This window comes from Dactylosporangium maewongense, assembly GCF_039531485.1.
Taxonomy (GTDB): domain Bacteria; phylum Actinomycetota; class Actinomycetes; order Mycobacteriales; family Micromonosporaceae; genus Dactylosporangium; species Dactylosporangium maewongense.
On the sequence record NZ_BAAAQD010000004.1, the window covers coordinates 56,631 to 75,290 of the forward strand.

An 18,660-nucleotide genomic window follows, 5' to 3' on the forward strand; every position below is an offset into this window, starting at 1 on the left:
CGCATGACGACCGCAGCACTTGCCCGCGGTGCGAACACCGCGATCGACGAGACGGCGGTCACGGCCCTCGTGGCCTGGCGCGCCGGCGCGACCGTCGACGCGTGCGCGCTGCTGGTCGGCGAGGGCGGCAAGGTGCGCGGCGACGCCGACTTCGTCTTCTACAACCAGCCGCGGGACGCCACCGGCGCGGTGTCGCTCAGCGCCGACGGCCCGCGCGCGGCGACCCTCGCGGTCGACCTGGCCCGGGTCCCCGCGGACGTGGCGAGCGTCGTCATCGCGGGGTCGATGGACGACGGCACGTTCGACACCGTGCCCGGCCTCGAGGTCACCGTGAAGGGCCGCCGCGGGCAGGTCGTCGCGCGGTTCCCCGTCCGCGACGTGGAGCCGGTCACCGCGATGGTGTTCGGCGAGTTCTACCGGCGGCAGGGCAGGTGGAAGTTCCGCGCCGTCGGGCAAGGCTGGTCCTCCGGCCTCGCGGGCCTGGCGACCGACTACGGCGTCTCGGTCGACGCTGACGACTCCGTCGCCGAGGCGTCGGGTGCGTTGCCGGCGGAGCGCCCGCGCCCCGACTGGTACGTCGCACCTCATGACCCTTCGCTGCTGCGGTGGTGGAATGGCACCGAGTGGACGATGCAGACGGTTCCGCTCATCCACGACACGCCGGCGGTCTGCGGCCGGTGCGGCGGGCCGAAGTACCGCAGCTACGCCGGCATACCGTCCACCTGCCGCCGGTGCGACCCCGAGATCGCCAACGTGCTCAACGTGTGGCGGGCCAGGGCGACCCGGGTCCTCGCCGCCACCGGCACGGCCGAGCCGGCCTGGTCGGAGCTGTGGGCCGAGCTGCGCTACCACCGGGTGCGCGAGGACGCCGGCCGCGAGACGCTGCGCCCCGTCGCCCTGCACCACCTGCACCAGCTGCTGACGTTCGCGTTCGCGGACGAGGTGATCGAGCAGCACGAGATGGACGCCTTCGACGACGCGGTCCGCGCGCTCGGCGTCGTCGACCCCGCGATCAGCCAGATGCGCCGCCGGCTGCGGCGCGGCCTGGAGCTCGGGCTGATCAGCGGCGGCGAGGTGCCCCGGGTCACCTCCAGCACCCTGCACCTCGACGCGGAGGAGATCCTGCACCTGGAGGTGCCGGCGACGCGGGTACGGCAGCTGGCCAGCGGCACGAAGCGCGACGGCGGCCGGCTGATCGTCACCAACACCAAGCTGCGCTTCGTCGGCGACAGCGCCGGCTCCGACCTCGTCTGGGCGAAGGTCATCGAGGCGCGCCCCGAGTACAGCACCGTCGTCGTCGCCGCGACCACCTCCCGGGGCGGCGGCACGTACGAGGTCGGCGACCCCGAGTACGTGGCCGCCGTGCTCACCGGGGTGCTGCGCGTGGCGAAACGCACCGCGGTGGCGCCGGCGCAGCGCGACTCCCGCTCCGTGTCGCCGGCGATCCGGGCCGAGGTGTGGCGCCGCGACGGCGGCGCGTGCGTGGAGTGCCAGGCCACCGAGTACCTCGAGTTCGACCACGTCATCCCGTGGAGCCGCGGCGGCGCGACCAGCGTCGGCAACCTGCAGCTGCTGTGCCGCCGCTGCAACCTCGCCAAGGGCGCCCGGATCTAACTTTCCTGGATTTCTTCAGCTGCGCTGGATTTCGAGGGCCTGCCAGGTCGCGAGGTCTTCGATCTCCTTGTCGACCGCTGCCCTCGTCTCGGCGTCGAACGGCTCGTCCTCGTGGACCGCGTTGATCCGCAGGACACGCTGCTTCCGGTCCGCGGTGGCGTCGAGCTTGCCGACGAGCCGGTCGCCGACCAGGATCGGCAGCGCGTAGTAGCCCCACCGGCGTTTCGCCGCCGGCTTGTACATCTCCAGGCCGTAGTCGAACCCGAACAGCTCCAGGGTCCGCTTCCGGTCGTGGATGAGCCGGTCGAACGGCGACAGCAGCGCGGCCCTGCCCTCGAAGGGCTCGCCCAGGCGCTCCAGCTGCGCCGGGTCGACCCGCCAGACGCCCTTGACCCCCTCGACCACGGCCGGCTCGCCGACGTCGCCGACGCCCCACGGCTCGATCGGCACCTCGGTCGTCTTCGCCCGCGCGACGCCCAGCGCCCGCAGCCGCCGCTCGCCCCGCAGCCGGACCACCTCCTCCGCCGGCACCGGCGGGTGGTCCGGGTACACCCGCCCGGCAAGGTCCCACAGCCGGTCCCGCCCCTGCCGCCCCGCGACCGCCACCTCACCGCACGCCGCCATCAGGTCGAGCAGCCGGATGACGTTCTGGTCGTTGGTCCAGCCCGTCGACGCCCACGGCATCGCGCACGTGTCGGGGATGGCCCGCGACGGCAGCGGCCCCTCCGCCGTCAGCCTGGCGAGGATGTCCTTCCGGCACGCGTCGTTGGCCCGCATCCACTCCGGGTGCCGCCGGTACTTGAACGCCCCGGGCGCGTCGTCGCGGCGCAGCGCCATCTCCGCCGTGTACAGCGCCAGGTCCTCCGCCGGCCGGACCGTCGCCGCCAGCTCGATCAGCTCCCTGCGCTGCAACGCCCCGACCAGCTCCGAGGGCGCGTACCCGCCGGCGCCGAGCCTGCTCCACGCCACGAGGTCCGCGGTCGGCGCGATGGCGGCGGTCGGGTCGATCTGCAGCAGCGCCAGGTGCCGCACCGTCTCGAGCAGCCCCGCCGGCCGCTCGCCGCCCAGCAGCTGCGCCCGCACGGCGATCCGCCGCGCCTCAACGATCGAAATCCGGTGCGTCGTCACCCTGCGAGGCTAGCCCTTTCGATCTTGGCTACCCCTCCTGGGTGGCTTCTCTCGCATGGCCGCCTGCGCCACCACGCTGGTCGGCGCGGCTGCCCGGTAGGCACCGCCTCGTCGATGCCGCCGGCAGGTAGGCGCCGCCTCGTCGATGCCGCCGGCCGGTGGACGCCGCTGCCCCGGTGGGCGCCGCCGCACTGATGAGCGTCGCCGGTCGATAGGCGCTGCCTGCCCGGTGAACGCTGTCGCGCGGGTGGGCGCGCTGCCGGGCTGGTGAGTGCCGCCGGGTCGGTGGGCGTCGTCGTCGATGCGGTAGGCGAGAAGCGGTCGAGGCCGGTGCGCCGTGGACCGCTTGCAAGCAAACCTTACCCCAGCGATGGAAATTGATCTCCGGAGTCGTTGCTGTCCGTAGTCTACGCTGCTCCGCCTGGCTGACAGGGGCTTGCGGGAGGTGAAGGGACCGGCACGTCCCGTGGGGGCGGCGTGCCGGTCCGCAGGGTTGTCAGCGCTTCATGCCGTGCTCGATCGCCTCGATGATGCGGGGGCGCAGCTCGGCGGCGCTGATGATGGCGTCCACGGAGCCGACGGTGACGGCGCGCTGGATGTTGTGCACGCGGTCGAACTCGGCGGCCACCTCGCCCAGCTTCTCGGCGCGGACCGCTGAGTGCACCTCGGCGAGCTGTGCGTTGAGTGCGGCCCGTTCCGCGCCGGTCGCGGCGGCGACCCGGGCCTGCAGGTCGGTGACCCGCGGGTCGGTGGCGGTGCGGTTGTTGACGTCGCCCGTGAAGACCACTGCGGCGGCCGGGGCGCCACCCAGTACCGACGCGAACGAACCCTCAAGAGCGAGCACGGTCATGTTCGGGTTGAGGGCCTTGGAGAAGACGACGAACGCGCCGCCGTGGTAGCGGGAGATGACGCAGAAGACGATCGGGCCGTCGAAGTTGACGATCGCGCGGCCGATCTCGGCGCCGTACTCCAGCTGCAGCTTGCGCATCGACTCGGGGGAGCCGTCGAAGCCCGACAGGTTGGCGAGGACGACGAGCGGGCGGTTGCCGGAGGCGGCGTTGATCGCGCGGGCGGTCTTCTTCGACGAGCGCGGGAAGAGCGTGCCGGCGGTGTACGTGTCGGGGCCGTCGGTGGGCGGGAAGCCCCGCCGCGGCACGGAGCGGGACTCGATGCCGATGAGGCAGACGGGCCAGCCGCCGATGTGCACGTCCTGCACCGCGGACGTCTCCGCGTCGGCCATGCCGGCCCAGCGCTCCAGGACCAAGTGGTCCTGGTCGGAGACGGCCCGCATGACGGTCCGGATGTCGAAGGGCTTCTTCCGGTCGGGGTTGTGCGTGGTGGAGAAGATCTGCCCGACCGTGGTGAAGTCACTGCCCGCGACATTGTGCGGGAAGTCCGAAATGTCCCGGTCAACGGCGTCCGCGGTCAAAGCCTTACGCGGACCGGACTCGCCGGGCACCACGTACGTGTGGTCGTAGTGCGCCATGAGGATGTCCCGGGCGGCCGGCAGGTGCGGTGCCCAGTACTGCGCCTGGCCGTTGGGGCCCATGACCCGGTCGTAGCCGCCGATGCCGTAGTTGTCCTCGGCGGAGACGCCGCCGGAGAAGTCCAGCGACTGCTTGCCGGTGAGGACCATCGCCGAGTCGGGGGTCATGATCAGGATGCCCTTGGTGTGCATGAGCATCGTCGCTTCGGCGTTCCAGTACGGCTGGGCGCCGACGTTGATCCCGGCGACCACGATGTTGATCTCACCGCCGGCCTGGGTGAACGTGACGATCCGCTTGAGGGCGGCGGCGACCCAGTCCATGTTCTCGGTGCCGGAGCTCATCGAGATCTTCGCGCCCGCGGACAGCGCGAACCACTCCAGGGGCACCTGCATCGAGGCGGCGAGGTCGAGGGCGGCGATCACCCGGGAGCACTCGGGCTCGGCGAGGGCGCCGAGCGCCTTGGTCGGGTCGCCGAGGAGCACGACGCGGGTGATGCCCTCGGGGTGCCGGTCGGTCGGCGTGGTGACGACACCGCAGACGAGAGCCGCGGTGTTGCGCCCCTTCGGCCGGTCGACCGGCACCAGGACACCGTCGACGAGGTCGTGCTCGACGAAGGAGCCGAGCAGCGAGGTCAGCTCGTACGGGTAGACGTTGCCGCGCCGGGCCGCCTGCAGGACCTTCTGGCGGTAGTCGTCCAGGGGCCGCAGCGGCTCGGTCGACGGCTTGTCGACGGACACCTGCACGCCGTGGCCGTGGTTGAGGGTGATGCGGACCGCGACCTCGCTGAGGTCACCCGCCGAGGTGCGCTGGCGGGCGATGAACTGCACCTCCTCGAGGCCGGCGCCGGCCGTCGTCGGCAGGATGCGCTGGACGAGCGCGTTGAGCTCGTCGCCGGTCAGCTCGGTCGACGGCCACACGTACATGAGGATCCGGTTGGTGTCGAACCGCTTGTTCTGCGGGCGCTGCGCCTGGATGTTGCGGATCGCGTCGAGCCCGGCGGTGATCGCGTCCTCGACGGCGGGCAGCGCGACCAGGCGGCCGTCGGCCTCGCGCAGCGGCGTCAGGTCACGGACCTGGCCCATCGCGATGAGCCGCTCGTCGGCCGGGTTGCTGCGCGCGACCGCCTTGAACAGGTAGATCTCCTCATCCGCGGACGGCAGGCGGGTGAGGTCGAACTCGCGCAGCCGGTGCAGCTGCAGCCGCTGCGCGATCTGCGGGTGCAGCCCGCGCAGCAGCCGGTCCTCATCGAAGCCACCGGCGGAGGGGCGGAAGGTGAAGTGGTGGTGCATGACGGCGCCGCTGGTGCCGGCCACGGTGGTGGTGATGCGCCGGACCCCGTTGGGCAGCGGCTGCTCCGTCAGCAGTTGCCGCAGCCGTACGGCCATCGCGTCCGCGTCCGGCTGGTCCTCCCAGGTGACGTAGAGGTCCGCGACGAGACCGTGCTCGGCGACGCCCGCGGCCAGCTCGCCGACCGCCCCGATCGCGGCCGGCAGGGCGGCGATGTCGACGGCGGTGGTGACGACCCGGACGGTGCCGGATCCGTCGGTGCGTTCCGCGGTCACGAACCGGCAGCCGCCCGCCTCCCGCACGGTGACGCCGGACAGCGCCCGGTTGCCGTAGTACCGGCGGGTCACGACCTCCAGCAGCGCCAAGGCGTCGCGGCCGGGGCGCCCGATCCGCTGGCCGATGAGCCGCACGAGCGGCTCGGCGCTGGCGACCATCGCCTGGATCCGCTCGGCGCGGTCGGGTGCGTCGGGGTTGCGGTCGAGGTGCTGCAGGTCGGCGCGGACCGCGGCGTAGACCTTGGCGCGGTTGCGGCGCAGCAGCGGCTGGGCGAACCAGCGGAAGACGACACCGCGGGCGAGGTCCGACACGGCGGGGAAGCGCACCTGGGTGGCCTCGACGAGGTGCTCGAGGGCCAGGCCCGCCCGCTCGTTCATCGACTCCACCGGCGGCGGGCCGGCCAGCCACTGGCGCAGCAGCTCCAGCACGACGGCGACGTCGGTGGACATCCGCTGCTGGGCGAGGAAGATGCGGAAGACCGCGGACTCCAGCTCCGGGGTGCGGTCCAGCTCGGTGACGCCGTAGTGGCCCAGCGCCTTGCGCAGCTTGGCCTGGAACCCGTCGGGGAGGCCGGCCCGGTCGACGTCGAGGCTCTGCAGGTAGCTGTGGAAGTACTCGCGCGGGCTGTGCACGGGGCTGCCCGGCTCCTCCTCGAACTCGCCGCCGGGCTTGTTGCGGCTGAGCTCCGACAGGTCGGCGAACGTGGTGAGCAGGTCGATCTCGCCCTGCAGCGGCCGCCCGCCCAGCTCGGCGCGGGCCGCGAGGTAGCCGGTCAGCAGCCGCCGCCCGTCCTGCGGGTCGACGTCGAAGCCGAGCAGCAGGCTGCACAGGTCCTGCAGGCCGCGCTCGACCCGCTCGGCCACTCTCACGCCGTCGCGCTCGGGCGGCAGCTCGATGTCGACCGTCTGGGTCTCGACGACCTCGTCGGCGGAGGCGTCGTCGGCGAGGGGCTCCAGGCGCATCAGCGGCGCGCCGGTCTCCACCTGGCTGCCGACGGACACGGGGCACTCGCGGACCCGGGCGCGGAACGGCGCGCGCAGCACCGTCTCCATCTTCATGCTCTCCAGCACGAGGATCGGCGCGCCGGCCTCGACCTCGTCGCCGACCGTGAGGGGGGTCGCGACGACCAGCGCGGGCGCGGGGGAGCGCACGACGCCGCCCTCGTCGCGGCTGACGCGGTGGGTGATGCCGTCGACCTCGACCAGGTGGACCGGGCCGTGGGTGGCGGTGACGAGCCGGAAGCGGTGGCCGTTGACGACGATCCGGCCGCTGTGGGCGTCGAAGCGCTCGATCTCGACGTCGACGGGGTGCACGTCGCCGCCGCCGGAGACGCCGACCCGGTAGCGCTTCTGTCCCACGCGGGCGACGCTCACCCGATACCCGACGCCGCGCAGCTTCAGGTCGAGGGGGCGGCCGGTCTCGTGCTGGACCTGGGGGCGCCCGCCGTGCGCGGTGGACAGCAGCCGGTGCCGGCTGATCTCCTCCTCGTCCTGGTAGGCCTCGATCGCGGCGGCGGCGAGGGCGACCGCGGAGTGGCGGTGGCTGACGAGCCGGCCCTCGGCGCGGACCCGGTCGATCCAGCCGGTGTCGGCGCTGGCGTCGATGACCTCGGGCTGGTCGAGCAGGTCGAGCACGAAGCTCTTGTTCGTGGTGCCGCCCTCGATGACGACGGTCGTCTCGGCCATCGCGCGGCGCAGGCGGCCGAGTGCCTCGTCGCGGTCCCGGCCGTACGCGATGATCTTCGCGATCATGGAGTCGAAGTCGGCGGGGATGGAGTCGCCCTCGCTGACGCCGGTGTCGACGCGGATGCCGGGGCCGGCGGGCAGGACCAGGCGGGTGATGCGGCCGGGTGACGGCGCGAAGTCCCGGTCGGGGTCCTCGGCGTTGAGCCGCGCCTCGACGGCGTGGCCGGCCTCGCCCGGCTTCGGCCCTTCCAGGCGCCCGCCGCCGGCGACGTGCAGCTGCAGCTTGACCAGGTCGGTGCCGGTGGTGATCTCGGTGATCGGGTGCTCGACCTGCAGCCGGGTGTTGACCTCGAGGAACGCGAACAGCCGCTCACCCGGGTGGTAGAGGAACTCGACGGTGCACGCGCCGCGGTACCCGACGCTGACGGCGAGCCGCTCCGCGGACGCCTTGAGGTCGGCGGTCTGCGAGGGTGACAGGACCGGCGACGCGGACTCCTCGATGATCTTCTGGTTGCGCCGCTGCACGGAGCAGTCGCGCACGCCGAGCGCCCAGGCGGTGCCCTGCCCGTCGGCGATGACCTGCACCTCGACGTGCCGGGCGCCGGTGACGAGGCGCTCCAGGAAGACCACGCCGGAGCCGAACGCGCGCAGCGCCTCCTGGCTGGTCCGCTCGTAGGCGTCGGTCAGGTCCTCGGCGGAGGTGACCTTGCGGATGCCGCGCCCACCGCCGCCGGCGGTCGCCTTGAGCATCAGCGGGTAGCCGATCTGCTCGCCCGCGCGCAGCGCCTCGTCCAGCGTGGACACCGCGCCGCGGCTCCACGGCGCGACCGGCACCCCCACCTCCTCGGCCACCAGCTTCGAGCCGATCTTGTCGCCGAGCTTGCGCATCGCCTCGGCGCTCGGGCCGACGAACGTCACCCCGAGCTTCTCGCACAGCTCCGCGAACGCGGGGTCCTCGGCGACGAAGCCCCAGCCGACCCAGGCGGCGTCGGCCCGGGTCTCGACGAGGGCCCGTTCGAGGACGGCGTGGTCCAGGTACGGCCGGGCGGAGGCGGGGCCGAGCGGGTAGGCGACGTCGGCCTCCCGCACGAACGTCGCGGTGCGGTCGGCGTCGGTGTAGAGGGCGATCGTCTCGATCCGCTCCCCGGTTTCGGCCGAAAGATCCCGGACGGCGTGGATGAGCCGCATCGCGGCCTCACCACGGTTGACGATGGCGACACGACTGAACACCGGTTGAGCCTCCCAATTGCCCCACACGCAGCAGGCGACGTCCGGGTCCCGGAGCGCCGCCTGCACCTGGCTACACCCTGCGTGATTACCGCCGAGTACGCCACTGTGCCGCACGACGCATCCCGCACCCCTCGCGTTGTAAGAATCCTACAAAGGACTTCCGGGTCGACGCGCGGGTGGACAGTGACCGGCATCACCCAACTATCACCTTGCGTACCCACTTCGTTCATCTCCGACACTGCGCAGTCATCCCCGGCGCCGCGCGGTCAGCGGGTCTCCCACATCGAGGCCGAGGTGGGTGGCTCGAACTCCTCGAAGACCAGGAGGGTGCGGGTGTTCACCACGCCGGGCATGCCCTGGATGACGTCGAGGACGAGGCGGCGCAGGTCCGCGTTGTCCTTGGCGCGGACCAGGAGGATCACGTCGAACTCGCCGCCGACGAGGGCGATGTGCACGACGCCCGGCAGGGCCCGCAGGCGCTCGCCGACCACCCGCCACTCGGCCTGGCGCAGGTTGACCGTCACGTACGCCGACGTGCCCATGCCGGCCGCCACGTGGTCGACGTCGGCGTGGAAGCCGCGGATGACCCCGGTGTCGCGCAGACGCTGGACCCGGGCGTAGGCGTTCGCGCGGGAGATGTGCAGCAGCTCGGCCAGGGTGCGCATCGACATGCGGCCGTCCCGGCTGAGCTCCACGAGGATACGCCGGTCGATGTCGTCGAGCGGGGCGGCCACCTGTCTCGCCCACCTTCCTGAACGAGCCCTTAGGTTGGACGTTTGGCATCGTACGACGCCCTGAACACGAACATCTTCTCGGTTTGGCGCCGGAAGTGGAACGCGAATGGCGCGAGGCCCAGGATTGCGGCATGACGCGTGACCCGAGTCACCTGCTACCGGGCGACGAACCGGTCGCCCTCATCGACGCGCACGGCCAGGCCCTCGACCCAGGGCGCCACGCGCTTCCGGACAACGAAGCACTCGTCACGGCGCTCGGCGCGCTGCTCACCGCGCGGCGGCTCAACGACCAGGCCTACGCGCTCGTGCGGCAGGGGCGGCTCGCCGTGTACCCGTCGTCGCACGGGCAGGAGGCGTGCCAGGTCGCCGCGGCGCAGGTCCTCGACGCCGGCGACTGGCTCTTCCCCACCTACCGGGACACGGTCGCCGCGGCCGTCAAGGGCGTCGACCCCGTCGAGGCGCTCAGCCTGCTCAAGGGCGACTGGCACTGCGGGTACGACCCGTACGAGCACAACGTCGCCCCGCACGCGACGCCGCTGGCCACCCAGCTGCCGCACGCGGTCGGGGTCGCGCACGCGGCCAGGCTCCGCGGCGAGCCGACCGTCGTCATGGCGATGTGCGGCGACGGCGGCACCAGCGAGGGCGACTTCCACGAGGCGCTCAACTTCGCCGCCGTGTTCCAGGCGCCGGTGGTCTTCTTCATCCAGAACAACGGCTACGCCATCAGCGTCCCGCTGTCGCGGCAGACCGCGGCGCCGTCCCTGGCGCACAAGGGGATCGGCTACGGCATCAAGGGCGAACGCGTCGACGGCAACGACATGGCCGCCCTGCTCGCCGTGCTCGGCGCCGCCGTCGAGCGGGCCCGGTCCGGCGGCGGGCCGCAGCTGGTCGAGGCGCACACGTACCGGATGCAGGCGCACACCAACGCCGACGACGCCACCCGGTACCGCGACGACGCCGAGGTCGCGGCGTGGGTCGAGCGCGACCCGATCGCCCGGCTGCGGGCGTACCTGACCGGCCAGGGGCTGATCGACGACGCGACGATCGCGGCCTTCACCGAGGAGGCCGAGCGGGTCGCCACGCACCTGCGCGACGGCCTCAACCGGGACGTCGAGCCGGACCCCGCCGACCTGTTCGCCCACGTGTACGCGACCCCCACACCCCAGCTGCGCGAGCAGGCGGCGATGGTGGCGGACGAGCTGAGCCGCGAAGGAAGCCCCCGATGACCACAACCACGCACGAGAAGCTGTCGATGGCGCAGGCGCTCAACCGGGCCCTGCGCGACGCGCTCGAAGCAGACCCCACGGTGGTCGTGTTCGGCGAGGACGTCGGCGCGCTCGGCGGCGTCTTCCGGATCACCGACGGCATCACCGCCGACTTCGGCGAGGCACGCTGCTTCGACACGCCGCTCGCGGAGTCCGGGATCGTCGGGATGGCCGTGGGGATGGCGATGAACGGGATGCGTCCCGTCGTCGAGATGCAGTTCGACGCGTTCGCCTACCCCGCGTTCGAGCAGATCGTCAGCCACGTCGCGAAGATGCGCAACCGCACCCGCGGGCGGGTGACGCTGCCGATGGTCATCCGCGTCCCGTACGCCGGCGGCATCGGCGGCGTCGAGCACCACTGCGACTCGTCGGAGGCCTACTACGCCCACACCCCCGGGCTGCACGTGGTCGCGCCGTCGACGCCGTCGGACGCCTACACGCTGCTGCGGGCGGCGATCGCGTCGCCGGACCCGGTCGTCTTCCTCGAGCCGAAGAAGCTCTACTGGAGCAAGGAGGAGGTCGAGCTGCCGTCCGGGGCGCCCGGCATCGGCACCGCCGTCATCCGCCGCGACGGCACCGACGCGACCCTCATCGCCTACGGACCCGCCGTCCCCGTCGCGCTGGAGGCCGCCGAGGCCGCCGCGCAGGAGGGGCGGAGCCTGCAGGTGGTCGACCTGCGCTCGATCGTGCCGTTCGACGACGAGACCGTGTGCGCGGCGGTGCGCTCCACCGGCCGGGCCGTGGTCGTCGCGGAGGCCGCCGGGTTCGCCGGGGTCTCCGCCGAGATCGTCGCCCGGGTCACCGAGCGCTGCTTCAACGCCCTGGCCGCGCCGATCCGCCGGGTCGGCGGGTTCGACATCCCGTACCCGCCGCCGAAGCTGGAGCACTTCCAGCTGCCCGGCGTGGACCGGGTCCTGGACGCCGTCGACGACCTGCAGTGGGAGCAGTGATGGCGACGTTCCTGCTGCCGGACCTCGGTGAGGGGCTCACCGAGGCGGAGGTCGTGCGGTGGCTCGTCGCCGAGGGCGACACGGTGACCGTCGACCAGAGCGTCGTCGAGGTCGAGACGGCGAAGTCCGTGGTGGAGGTGCCGTCGCCGTACGCGGGCCGGGTCGAGACCCTGCACGCCCGGCCCGGCGCCACGGTCCAGGTCGGCAAGCCGCTCATCTCGATCGCCGCCGCGGAGCGCGAGCCCGTGAGCGTGGCGGCGGCCGCCAAGGAGGCCTACCGGGAGGAGGAGCGGGCCGGCTCCGGCAACGTCCTCATCGGCTACGGCACCACCGGCGCCACCACAACCGGCCGCACCCGCCGCCCGCGCGCCAACGTCCGCCCGGCCGCGCCCGCGTTCCCCGCGCCGGCGGCCCGGAAGGTGCCCCTAGTCGTCTCGCCGCTGGTGCGCAACCTGGCCCGCGCCAACGGCGTGGACCTGCGCACCGTGCAGGGGACGGGTGAGGGCGGCGTCATCACCCGCGCCGACGTGGAGCGCGCCTGCGTCACGACAGCCGTCGCCGCGTCGGTACCGGGGGAGCGCCGGATCCCGCTCAGCGGCTTCCGCCGCAGCGTCTCGGCGGCACTGAGCCGCAGCCGGGCAGAGATCCCCGAGGCGACCGTCTGGGTCGACGTCGACGCGACGAAGCTGTGGCAGCTGCGCGAGAGCGTCCCCGCCGGGCCGGGCCTGATCGCGTACGTCGCCCGGTTCGTGGTCGCGGCCCTGCGCGAGTACCCGGTGTTCAACGCCCGCCTCGACACCGTGCGCCAGGAGATCGTCGAGCTCGACCGGGTCGACCTCGGCATCGCCGTGCAGGGCGCCCGCGGCCTCGTGGTGCCCGCGGTCATGGACGCCGGCGCGATGACGACCGCCCGGCTCGACCAGGAGATCCGCGCGGTCACGGCCAGGGCGCGGGAGGGCCGTTCGACGGCGCAGGAGCTGTCGGCGGGCACGTTCACGCTCAACAACTACGGCGCGTTCCGGGTCGACGGCAGCGCGGCCATCATCAACCACCCGCAGGTCGCGATCCTCGGCCTGGGCCGGATCATCGACCGGCCGTGGGTCGTCGACGGCCAGCTGTGCGTCCGTAAGATCGCGCAGATGAGCTTCGTGTTCGACCACCGCGTGTGCGACGGCGGCACCGCCGCCGGGTTCATGCGCAGCGTCGCCGACGCCATCGAGGAGCCCGCCTCCGTCATCGCCAGGCTGTGACGGTCGTCCTGCTCGACGGGTCGCCCCTGCGGGGCGGCCCGTCCGCCGACGTCGCCCTCGGCCCGCACCTGCTGCGGGCCGGCGCCGGCCGGGAGTTCCTGCGGATCTTCTCGCCGGCGCCGACGGCCGCGTTCAGCCGGCGCGACACCCTGCGCCCGGGCTACCCGGACGCCGAGGCGGCAGTGCGCGCGGCCGGCTTCACCCCGGTGATCCGCCCGCAGGGCGGCACCCTGGCGCTCTACCACGAGGGCAGCGTCGTCGTGGACCACGTGTGCCGCACCCCGGACGCGTCCCGTGACCCGGTCGGGCGGTTCCGGCGGTTCGCGGCCATGCACGCCGCCGTCCTCACCGGGCTCGGCGCCGACGCCCGGATCGGCGCCGTCCCGGGCGAGTACTGCCCCGGCGAGTACAGCATCAACCTCGGCGGCACGGTCAAGGTCGTCGGCTCGGCCCAGCGGGTCACCCGGGACGGGTGGCTGTTCAGCTCCGTCTTCCAGGTGACGGGCGCCGGCCTGCTCCGGGCGCCGCTGACCGCCGCCTACGCCGCGCTCGGCTACGACTTCGACCCCGCCACCGCCGGTGCCCTGGAGACCGTGACGGTCGAGGCGGTCACGGCGGCGCTGACGGACGCCTACAGCATGCTGCGGGCCTGACCGAGCGGCTGGAGCAGGTCGGTGAGGGCGGCGACGACGCCCTCCTCCACCCCGGCGGTCATCCGGGTGGTCGGCACCGAGACCGAGACGGCGTCGGTCGCCGGCACCGTCAGCGGCACCGCCATCGCGAAGCACATGATGCCGTCCGCGTTCTCCTCGCGGTCGACGGCGTACCCCGTCTCGCGGACCGTGGCCAGGGCCCGATGGAGGACGTCGCGGTCGGTGATGGTGCCGGCGGTCAGCCGCTGCAGCGGCCAGCTGAGCATCGCGTCGGCGTCGGCGTCGGGGTGCTGGGCCAGCAGCGCCTTGCCGAGGGCCGTCGCGTGCGCGGGCAGCCGGCGGCCGACGGCGCTGTAGAGGCGCAGGCGGTGGGTGGAGTCCCGCTTGGCGAGGTACACGATCTGGTCGCCCTCGATCCGGCCGAGGTGGACGGTCTCGCCGAGCCGGCGGGAGAGCTCGTCGAGGACCCCCGACATCACCGCGACGCTGTCGTCGCCGTCGAGGTAGGCGGCGCCGACCTGCAGGGCGCGCATGCCGAGCCGGAAGCGGGTGCCGGTCTCGTCGGCGCGGACCCAGCCGCGGGCGGTCATGGTCCGCATGAGCCCGTGCAGGCTGCTCTTCGGGATGTCCAGCGCGCGGGCGAGGTCGACGAGCGTCCAGGCGCGCGGCTGATCCGCGAGGACCTCGAGCACGTCAAGGGTGCGCCCCGCTGACTTGACCGGCTGGAAGTCGTCCTGCACGGCGCCACTGTAGCGAACACGCCGCGCGTGCACTATGTTCATACCCGTGACTGACGTTCAACAGGCTGAACAGCTCGATATGGGACGGGTCGTGCCGGTGGTGGTCCTCGAGGACGCCCGGCACGCGGCGGCGCTCGGCGACGCCCTCGTCAAGGGCGGCCTCAAGGCCGCCGAGATCACCCTGCGCACCGCCGCCGGCCTCGACGCGATCGAGGCCATCGCCGGGCGCGACGACCTGGTCGTCGGCGCCGGCACGGTGCTCACCGCCCAGCAGGCCGAGCGGGCCATCGCCGCCGGCGCCCGGTTCGTGGTGACGCCGGGCTTCGCGCCTGCCGTCGTCGCCGCGTGCCAGGACGCCGGCGTGCTCGTCGTGCCCGGCGCCGCCACCGCCACCGAGATCCAGATGGCCCTCGACGCCGGCCTGGACATCGTGAAGTTCTTCCCGGCCCAGCAGCTCGGCGGCGCATCGATGATCAAGGCTCTCGCGGCGCCGTTCCGCGGGGTGCGGTTCATCCCCACCGGCGGCATCACCCCTGAGGTGATGCCGGACTACCTCGCCCTGCCGCAGGTCCTCGCGGTCGGCGCGAGCTGGATCGTCGCCCCCGACCTCCTGCAGGCCGGGCGCTGGGACACGGTGACCGAGCGGGCCGCCGCCGCGGTGGAGGCGGCGGCATGACGCTCACGCTGCGCCCCAAGGACGAGTGCCGTTACGACCTCGTCTCGCTCGGCGAGGTGATGCTGCGCCTCGACCCCGGTGCCGGCCGGGTCCGCACCGCCCGCACCTTCCAGGCGTGGGAGGGCGGCGGGGAGTACAACGTCGCCCGCGGCCTGCGCCGCTGCTTCGGCCTGCGCACCGCGATCGTCACCGCGTTCGCCGACAACGAGATCGGCCGCCTCCTGGAGGACCTCATCCTGCAGGGCGGGGTCGACACGTCGTTCGTGCGCTGGGTGCCGTATGACGGGATCGGCCGCGCCACCCGCAACGGGCTCAACTTCACCGAGCGCGGCTTCGGTGTCCGCGGCGCCGTCGGCACGTCCGACCGCGGGCACACCGCCGCCAGCCAGCTGCGCCCCGAGGACGTGGACTGGGATCACCTCTTCGGCACGCTCGGGGTCCGCTGGCTGCACACCGGCGGCATCTACGCGGCGCTGTCGGAGACCGCGCCGGCCACCGTCGAGGCCGCGATGACCGCCGCGCGCAGGCACGGCACGGTCGTCTCGTACGACCTCAACTACCGCCCGTCGCTGTGGAAGGCGGTCGGTGGCAAGGCCCGCGCGCAGGAGGTGAACCGCCGCCTCGCCGGCCTCGTCGACGTGATGATCGGCAACGAGGAGGACTTCACCGCCTGCCTCGGCTTCGCCGTGCCCGACACCGACATCCACGCCGGCGCGCTCGACGCCGGCAACTTCAAGGCGATGATCAAGGAGGTCGTCGAGGAGTACCCGAACTTCGCGGTCGTCGCGACCACGCTGCGCGCCGTGCACAGCGCCACCGTCAACGACTGGGGCGCCGTCGCCTGGGCGGGCGGCGAGTTCGCCGAGGCGACCCACCGGCCGGCCCTGGAGATCCTCGACCGGGTCGGCGGCGGCGACAGCTTCGCGTCCGGGCTCATCTTCGGCCTGCTCGAGCGCGACGGCGGCATCGCCACCGCGGTCGAGTACGGCGCGGCGCACGGCGCCCTGGCCATGACCACCCCCGGCGACACCTCGATGGCGAGCCTCGCCGAGGTCGAGTCCCTGGTGCGCGGCGGCGGCGCCCGCGTCCAGCGCTGAGTGTCCCAGCGCTGGACGCCCAGGGTCGCGCGTCCAGCGCTGGGCGTCCGGCAAGACCACGGCATGGCGTCCGGCGCCGTCCGGCATCACGGTGTCCGAAGCACAGCGTTGTTGACCCCGGCGGGCAGGCCTCGCACAGCCGCCCGCCGGGGTCCGTCATCGGTACAGGGGCCGACTCAACTGTCGCGGGTAACCCCCGGCGGCGCTGTCCGCCCGCCGGCCGTCAATCGCCGGACGGGCGGGGGTCGCCGGTGGCGCGCAGGATGTCGGCGTCGAAGGTGCGCCGCGCCCGGAGGATGATCCAGGCGCCGAGCCCCAGCGGCAGCAGCAGCACGGTGAACGCGCCGCGCAGCGAGCCGGACCCGCCGCCGCCGAGCGCGTCGGAGGCGGCCCCGACGAGGAACGGGCCGGCCGCGCCGCCGAGGGTGACGACCGCGTTGAGGACCGCGAAGCCCAGGCCGCGCCGGTGCGCGGGCACCACGTCGGCGTTGGCCGCCGTCAGGTTCGGGATCGCCGCGGAGAACCCGGCGTTGGCGAGGAAGTAGCCGGCGATCTGCACGGGCAGCACCGGCACGAGCGCGGCGACGGCGAGGCCCAGCGCGCCGATGAACAGGGCCGTGCCGGCCAGGACCATCCGCCAGCCGGGGCGCCGGCCGTGGAAGCGGTCGCCGTACCGGCCGCCGACGATCACCCCGAGGACGATGCCGACGCCGCCGACCCCGCCCGCGATCCCGGTCGCGGCCGCCTCCTCCAGGCCGAACTCCCGCTGGTAGAACGTCGGCATCCAGAAGAACAGCCCGCCGAGGCCGAAGAACATGATGGTCAGCCCCGCGACCACCGACCGCAGCGTCGGGATCCGCACGAGCTGCCGCAGCTGCCGGTGTACGGGCACCGCCGCGGCCTCCGCCGGGTGTTCGACGGGTGCGACACCGGCGGCCAGCGCGCCGATACGGTCGCCGAGGCCGCGGACCGGCTCGCGGACGGTGAGGCACAGCAGCGCGATGACGGCCCCCGGCACGGCCACGAACAGGAACGCGTGCCGCCACCCGACCGCCTGTGCGAGCGAACCGCCGACGAGCACCCCGACCGGCAGCCCGACGAAGTACCCGAGGCGCTCCAGCCCGAACGCGCGCGCCCGGCCGCCGGGCGGGAAGTAGTCCGCGAGCAGGCTGGAGGCGGGCGGGTTGTAGAGCTGCCCCGCCGCGCCGAGCACCACCCGGATCGCGAAGAGGACCGCGTAGGACGTGGCCAGCCCCGTCCCGAGGGTCAGCACCGCCCACGTGCCGACGACGCCGGCGATGATCCAGTTGCGCCGGCCGGTGTCGGCGAGCCGGCCGGCCGGCAGCAGCAGCACCACGCCCGCGATCGCCCCCGCGGTGGGGATGGCGCCGACCGCCTTGTCGCTGAGCCCGAACTCCGCCTGGATCTGCGGCACGACCCCGGCCAGCAGGTTGTATTCGACCCGGTCGACGAACGCGACCAGCGCCACGCAGATCGCCGGCCACCACCCGAGCGGCGCGGTCCGCGCGGGCTCGACCGCCACCTTCGGCCGCCCGGCGTACGCCTCCACCAGCACGGTCCCGCCACGGTCGGTCTCGGTGCCCATGGCGGCCTCCTCGGTAGGGAAACAGTGTTTCCCTTACGGTCCTGGGGTCACGATAGGCGCCGGGCCCGCCCCACCACAAGATCGGGCCTCGCTCCCGCCGACGGCGGAGGCGATCGCGGCGGCGACGGCGCGCTCGATGACGTCGAGGGCGGGAGCCGGCGCGGGCAGCAGGCGCCGAGGGTCGGCGGGTGGCGTGTGCGGGGCGGGTCGCCGGGGGAGGGGGCGTAGCGGACGGGACGGTCGAGCAGCCAGGCGAGCAGTGCGGCGATGTCCGCGCCGCCGATGAGGGTGTCGCCGTGCAGGTGGTACGTGGCGCCGGCGTGCCGGTCCGGGCGGCCGGCGGCGAGGTCCGCGGCCGATTCGGCGGCGACGCGGGCGGCGGCGCCGGTCACGTCCCGCAGGGCGACGAGTGGCCACCGGCGGTCGCCGAGCGGGGCGGTGAGGATCCCGGTGACCGCGGCGGAGACGGCCGCGGCCGCGGCGAGCGCGGCGAAGGACTCGGCGACGGGCGCGCACCGCAGGACCGCCGTGCCGGGCGCCGGCGCGCGGCCGTCCACGCGCGCGGCGTGCCGGACGCCGGCGGGGCCGACCAGGGGGCCGACCAGCACGTCGACGCCCGTGACGGCGAGTGCCGGAGTGGGCTGCGGGCCGGCGCCGGGCGCGGTGGTGGTGTCGCCGGGGGCGCCGCTGACGGGAATCATGGTCCTGAGCATCGACGGCGGTGCGCGGGCGGAGAAGGAGGCACTTCCGTGTCGGTCGCGAACACCGGGGTAACCCCGCAGGCCGGGCCGTGCGACGACGACTGCGGCATCCGCGACCTCCTCGCCCGGCTCGGCGACCGGTGGACGGTGCTCGTGCAGGGCATGGCCCATCAGGCCCGCGACGGCGCCGACCGGGAGGCCCTGGAGGCGGTCGCCGATCTGGCCATGCGGGCATGGCCCGCGCGGTAGGGAGAAAGACGGATGTTGATATGACCATGCCT

General features: G+C 73.7%; 14 protein-coding genes. 8 read left to right on the forward strand and 6 right to left on the reverse strand.

From position 1 onward, the window contains the following. Positions 1–3 precede the first annotated feature (3 nt). Complete coding sequence (locus tag ABD332_RS12405) at positions 4–1,614, forward strand: TerD family protein (protein ID WP_344501968.1); 1,611 nt, start codon at positions 4–6, stop codon at positions 1,612–1,614. 15 nt (positions 1,615–1,629) lie between these two features. Here ABD332_RS12405 and ABD332_RS12410 read toward each other — a convergent pair whose 3' ends face one another. The 3 genes from ABD332_RS12410 to ABD332_RS12420 all read right to left on the reverse strand — a co-directional run bounded on the left by ABD332_RS12410 (position 1,630) and on the right by ABD332_RS12420 (position 9,441). Then, positions 1,630–2,742: a DNA glycosylase AlkZ-like family protein gene (locus ABD332_RS12410; protein ID WP_344501969.1), complete on the reverse strand. Its 1,113-nt coding sequence runs from the start codon at positions 2,740–2,742 to the stop codon at positions 1,630–1,632. A gap of 496 nt (positions 2,743–3,238) precedes the next feature. Continuing rightward, positions 3,239–8,707 carry an ATP-binding protein gene (locus ABD332_RS12415; protein ID WP_344501970.1) on the reverse strand — a complete coding sequence of 1,823 codons (5,469 nt, stop codon included), beginning with the start codon at positions 8,705–8,707 and terminating at the stop codon, positions 3,239–3,241. Positions 8,708–8,973: 266 nt separating this feature from the next. Then, positions 8,974–9,441, reverse strand: a complete 468-nt coding sequence (locus tag ABD332_RS12420) for an Lrp/AsnC family transcriptional regulator (protein WP_344501971.1) — start codon at positions 9,439–9,441, stop codon at positions 8,974–8,976. 131 nt (positions 9,442–9,572) lie between these two features. Between ABD332_RS12420 and pdhA the strand changes: the two genes are divergently transcribed. The 4 genes from pdhA to ABD332_RS12440 are packed head-to-tail and all read left to right on the forward strand — an operon-like array spanning position 9,573 to position 13,559. After that, positions 9,573–10,667 carry a pyruvate dehydrogenase (acetyl-transferring) E1 component subunit alpha gene (pdhA, locus tag ABD332_RS12425; protein WP_344501972.1) on the forward strand — a complete coding sequence of 365 codons (1,095 nt, stop codon included), beginning with the start codon at positions 9,573–9,575 and terminating at the stop codon, positions 10,665–10,667. Next, positions 10,664–11,656 (forward strand): alpha-ketoacid dehydrogenase subunit beta, encoded by a 993-nt coding sequence (locus ABD332_RS12430; protein WP_344501973.1) that lies wholly within the window; start codon positions 10,664–10,666, stop codon positions 11,654–11,656. Before pdhA ends, ABD332_RS12430 begins: the two co-directional genes overlap by 4 nt. Next, the gene (locus tag ABD332_RS12435) at positions 11,656–12,906 is read left to right on the forward strand and encodes a dihydrolipoamide acetyltransferase family protein (RefSeq protein ID WP_344501974.1); all 1,251 of its coding nucleotides are present in this window, start codon (positions 11,656–11,658) and stop codon (positions 12,904–12,906) included. The genes ABD332_RS12430 and ABD332_RS12435 overlap by 1 nt, the downstream gene beginning before the upstream one ends. Further along, positions 12,903–13,559 (forward strand): lipoyl protein ligase domain-containing protein, encoded by a 657-nt coding sequence (locus ABD332_RS12440; protein WP_344501976.1) that lies wholly within the window; start codon positions 12,903–12,905, stop codon positions 13,557–13,559. Before ABD332_RS12435 ends, ABD332_RS12440 begins: the two co-directional genes overlap by 4 nt. Here the strand turns inward: ABD332_RS12440 and ABD332_RS12445 are convergent. Next, positions 13,538–14,299 carry an IclR family transcriptional regulator gene (locus tag ABD332_RS12445; protein WP_344501977.1) on the reverse strand — a complete coding sequence of 254 codons (762 nt, stop codon included), beginning with the start codon at positions 14,297–14,299 and terminating at the stop codon, positions 13,538–13,540. The genes ABD332_RS12440 and ABD332_RS12445 overlap by 22 nt on opposite strands. A gap of 46 nt (positions 14,300–14,345) precedes the next feature. On the opposite strand from ABD332_RS12445, the gene ABD332_RS12450 reads away from it, so the two are divergent. Next, positions 14,346–14,975, forward strand: coding sequence for a bifunctional 4-hydroxy-2-oxoglutarate aldolase/2-dehydro-3-deoxy-phosphogluconate aldolase (locus tag ABD332_RS12450; RefSeq protein ID WP_344501978.1), 630 nt, complete (start codon positions 14,346–14,348; stop codon positions 14,973–14,975). Then, complete coding sequence (locus tag ABD332_RS12455; RefSeq protein WP_344501979.1) at positions 14,972–16,072, forward strand: sugar kinase; 1,101 nt, start codon at positions 14,972–14,974, stop codon at positions 16,070–16,072. The genes ABD332_RS12450 and ABD332_RS12455 overlap by 4 nt, the downstream gene beginning before the upstream one ends. Before the next feature lie 223 nt (positions 16,073–16,295). Here ABD332_RS12455 and ABD332_RS12460 read toward each other — a convergent pair whose 3' ends face one another. Both ABD332_RS12460 and ABD332_RS12465 read right to left on the reverse strand, forming a co-directional pair. Further along, a complete protein-coding gene (locus ABD332_RS12460) occupies positions 16,296–17,678 on the reverse strand; it encodes an MFS transporter (protein WP_344501980.1) in 1,383 nt (460 codons plus the stop codon). A gap of 47 nt (positions 17,679–17,725) precedes the next feature. Next, positions 17,726–18,379: a hypothetical protein gene (locus tag ABD332_RS12465; protein WP_344501981.1), complete on the reverse strand. Its 654-nt coding sequence runs from the start codon at positions 18,377–18,379 to the stop codon at positions 17,726–17,728. 48 nt (positions 18,380–18,427) lie between these two features. On the opposite strand from ABD332_RS12465, the gene ABD332_RS12470 reads away from it, so the two are divergent. Beyond that, positions 18,428–18,628, forward strand: a complete 201-nt coding sequence (locus tag ABD332_RS12470; protein WP_344501982.1) for a hypothetical protein — start codon at positions 18,428–18,430, stop codon at positions 18,626–18,628. The last annotated feature ends 32 nt before the right edge of the window (positions 18,629–18,660 follow it).

What these genes read in the sequence shown, in the direction of transcription:
- ABD332_RS12405 (WP_344501968.1), top strand. Translation starts at nt 4, where the DNA reads ATGACGACCGCAGCACTTGCCCGCGGTGCGAACACCGCGATCGACGAG.
- pdhA (WP_344501972.1), top strand. Translation starts at nt 9,573, where the DNA reads ATGACGCGTGACCCGAGTCACCTGCTACCGGGCGACGAACCGGTCGCC.
- ABD332_RS12430 (WP_344501973.1), top strand. Translation starts at nt 10,664, where the DNA reads ATGACCACAACCACGCACGAGAAGCTGTCGATGGCGCAGGCGCTCAAC.
- ABD332_RS12435 (WP_344501974.1), top strand. Translation starts at nt 11,656, where the DNA reads ATGGCGACGTTCCTGCTGCCGGACCTCGGTGAGGGGCTCACCGAGGCG.
- ABD332_RS12455 (WP_344501979.1), top strand. Translation starts at nt 14,972, where the DNA reads ATGACGCTCACGCTGCGCCCCAAGGACGAGTGCCGTTACGACCTCGTC.
- ABD332_RS12460 (WP_344501980.1), bottom strand. Translation starts at nt 17,678, where the DNA reads ATGGGCACCGAGACCGACCGTGGCGGGACCGTGCTGGTGGAGGCGTAC.
- ABD332_RS12465 (WP_344501981.1), bottom strand. Translation starts at nt 18,379, where the DNA reads ATGATTCCCGTCAGCGGCGCCCCCGGCGACACCACCACCGCGCCCGGC.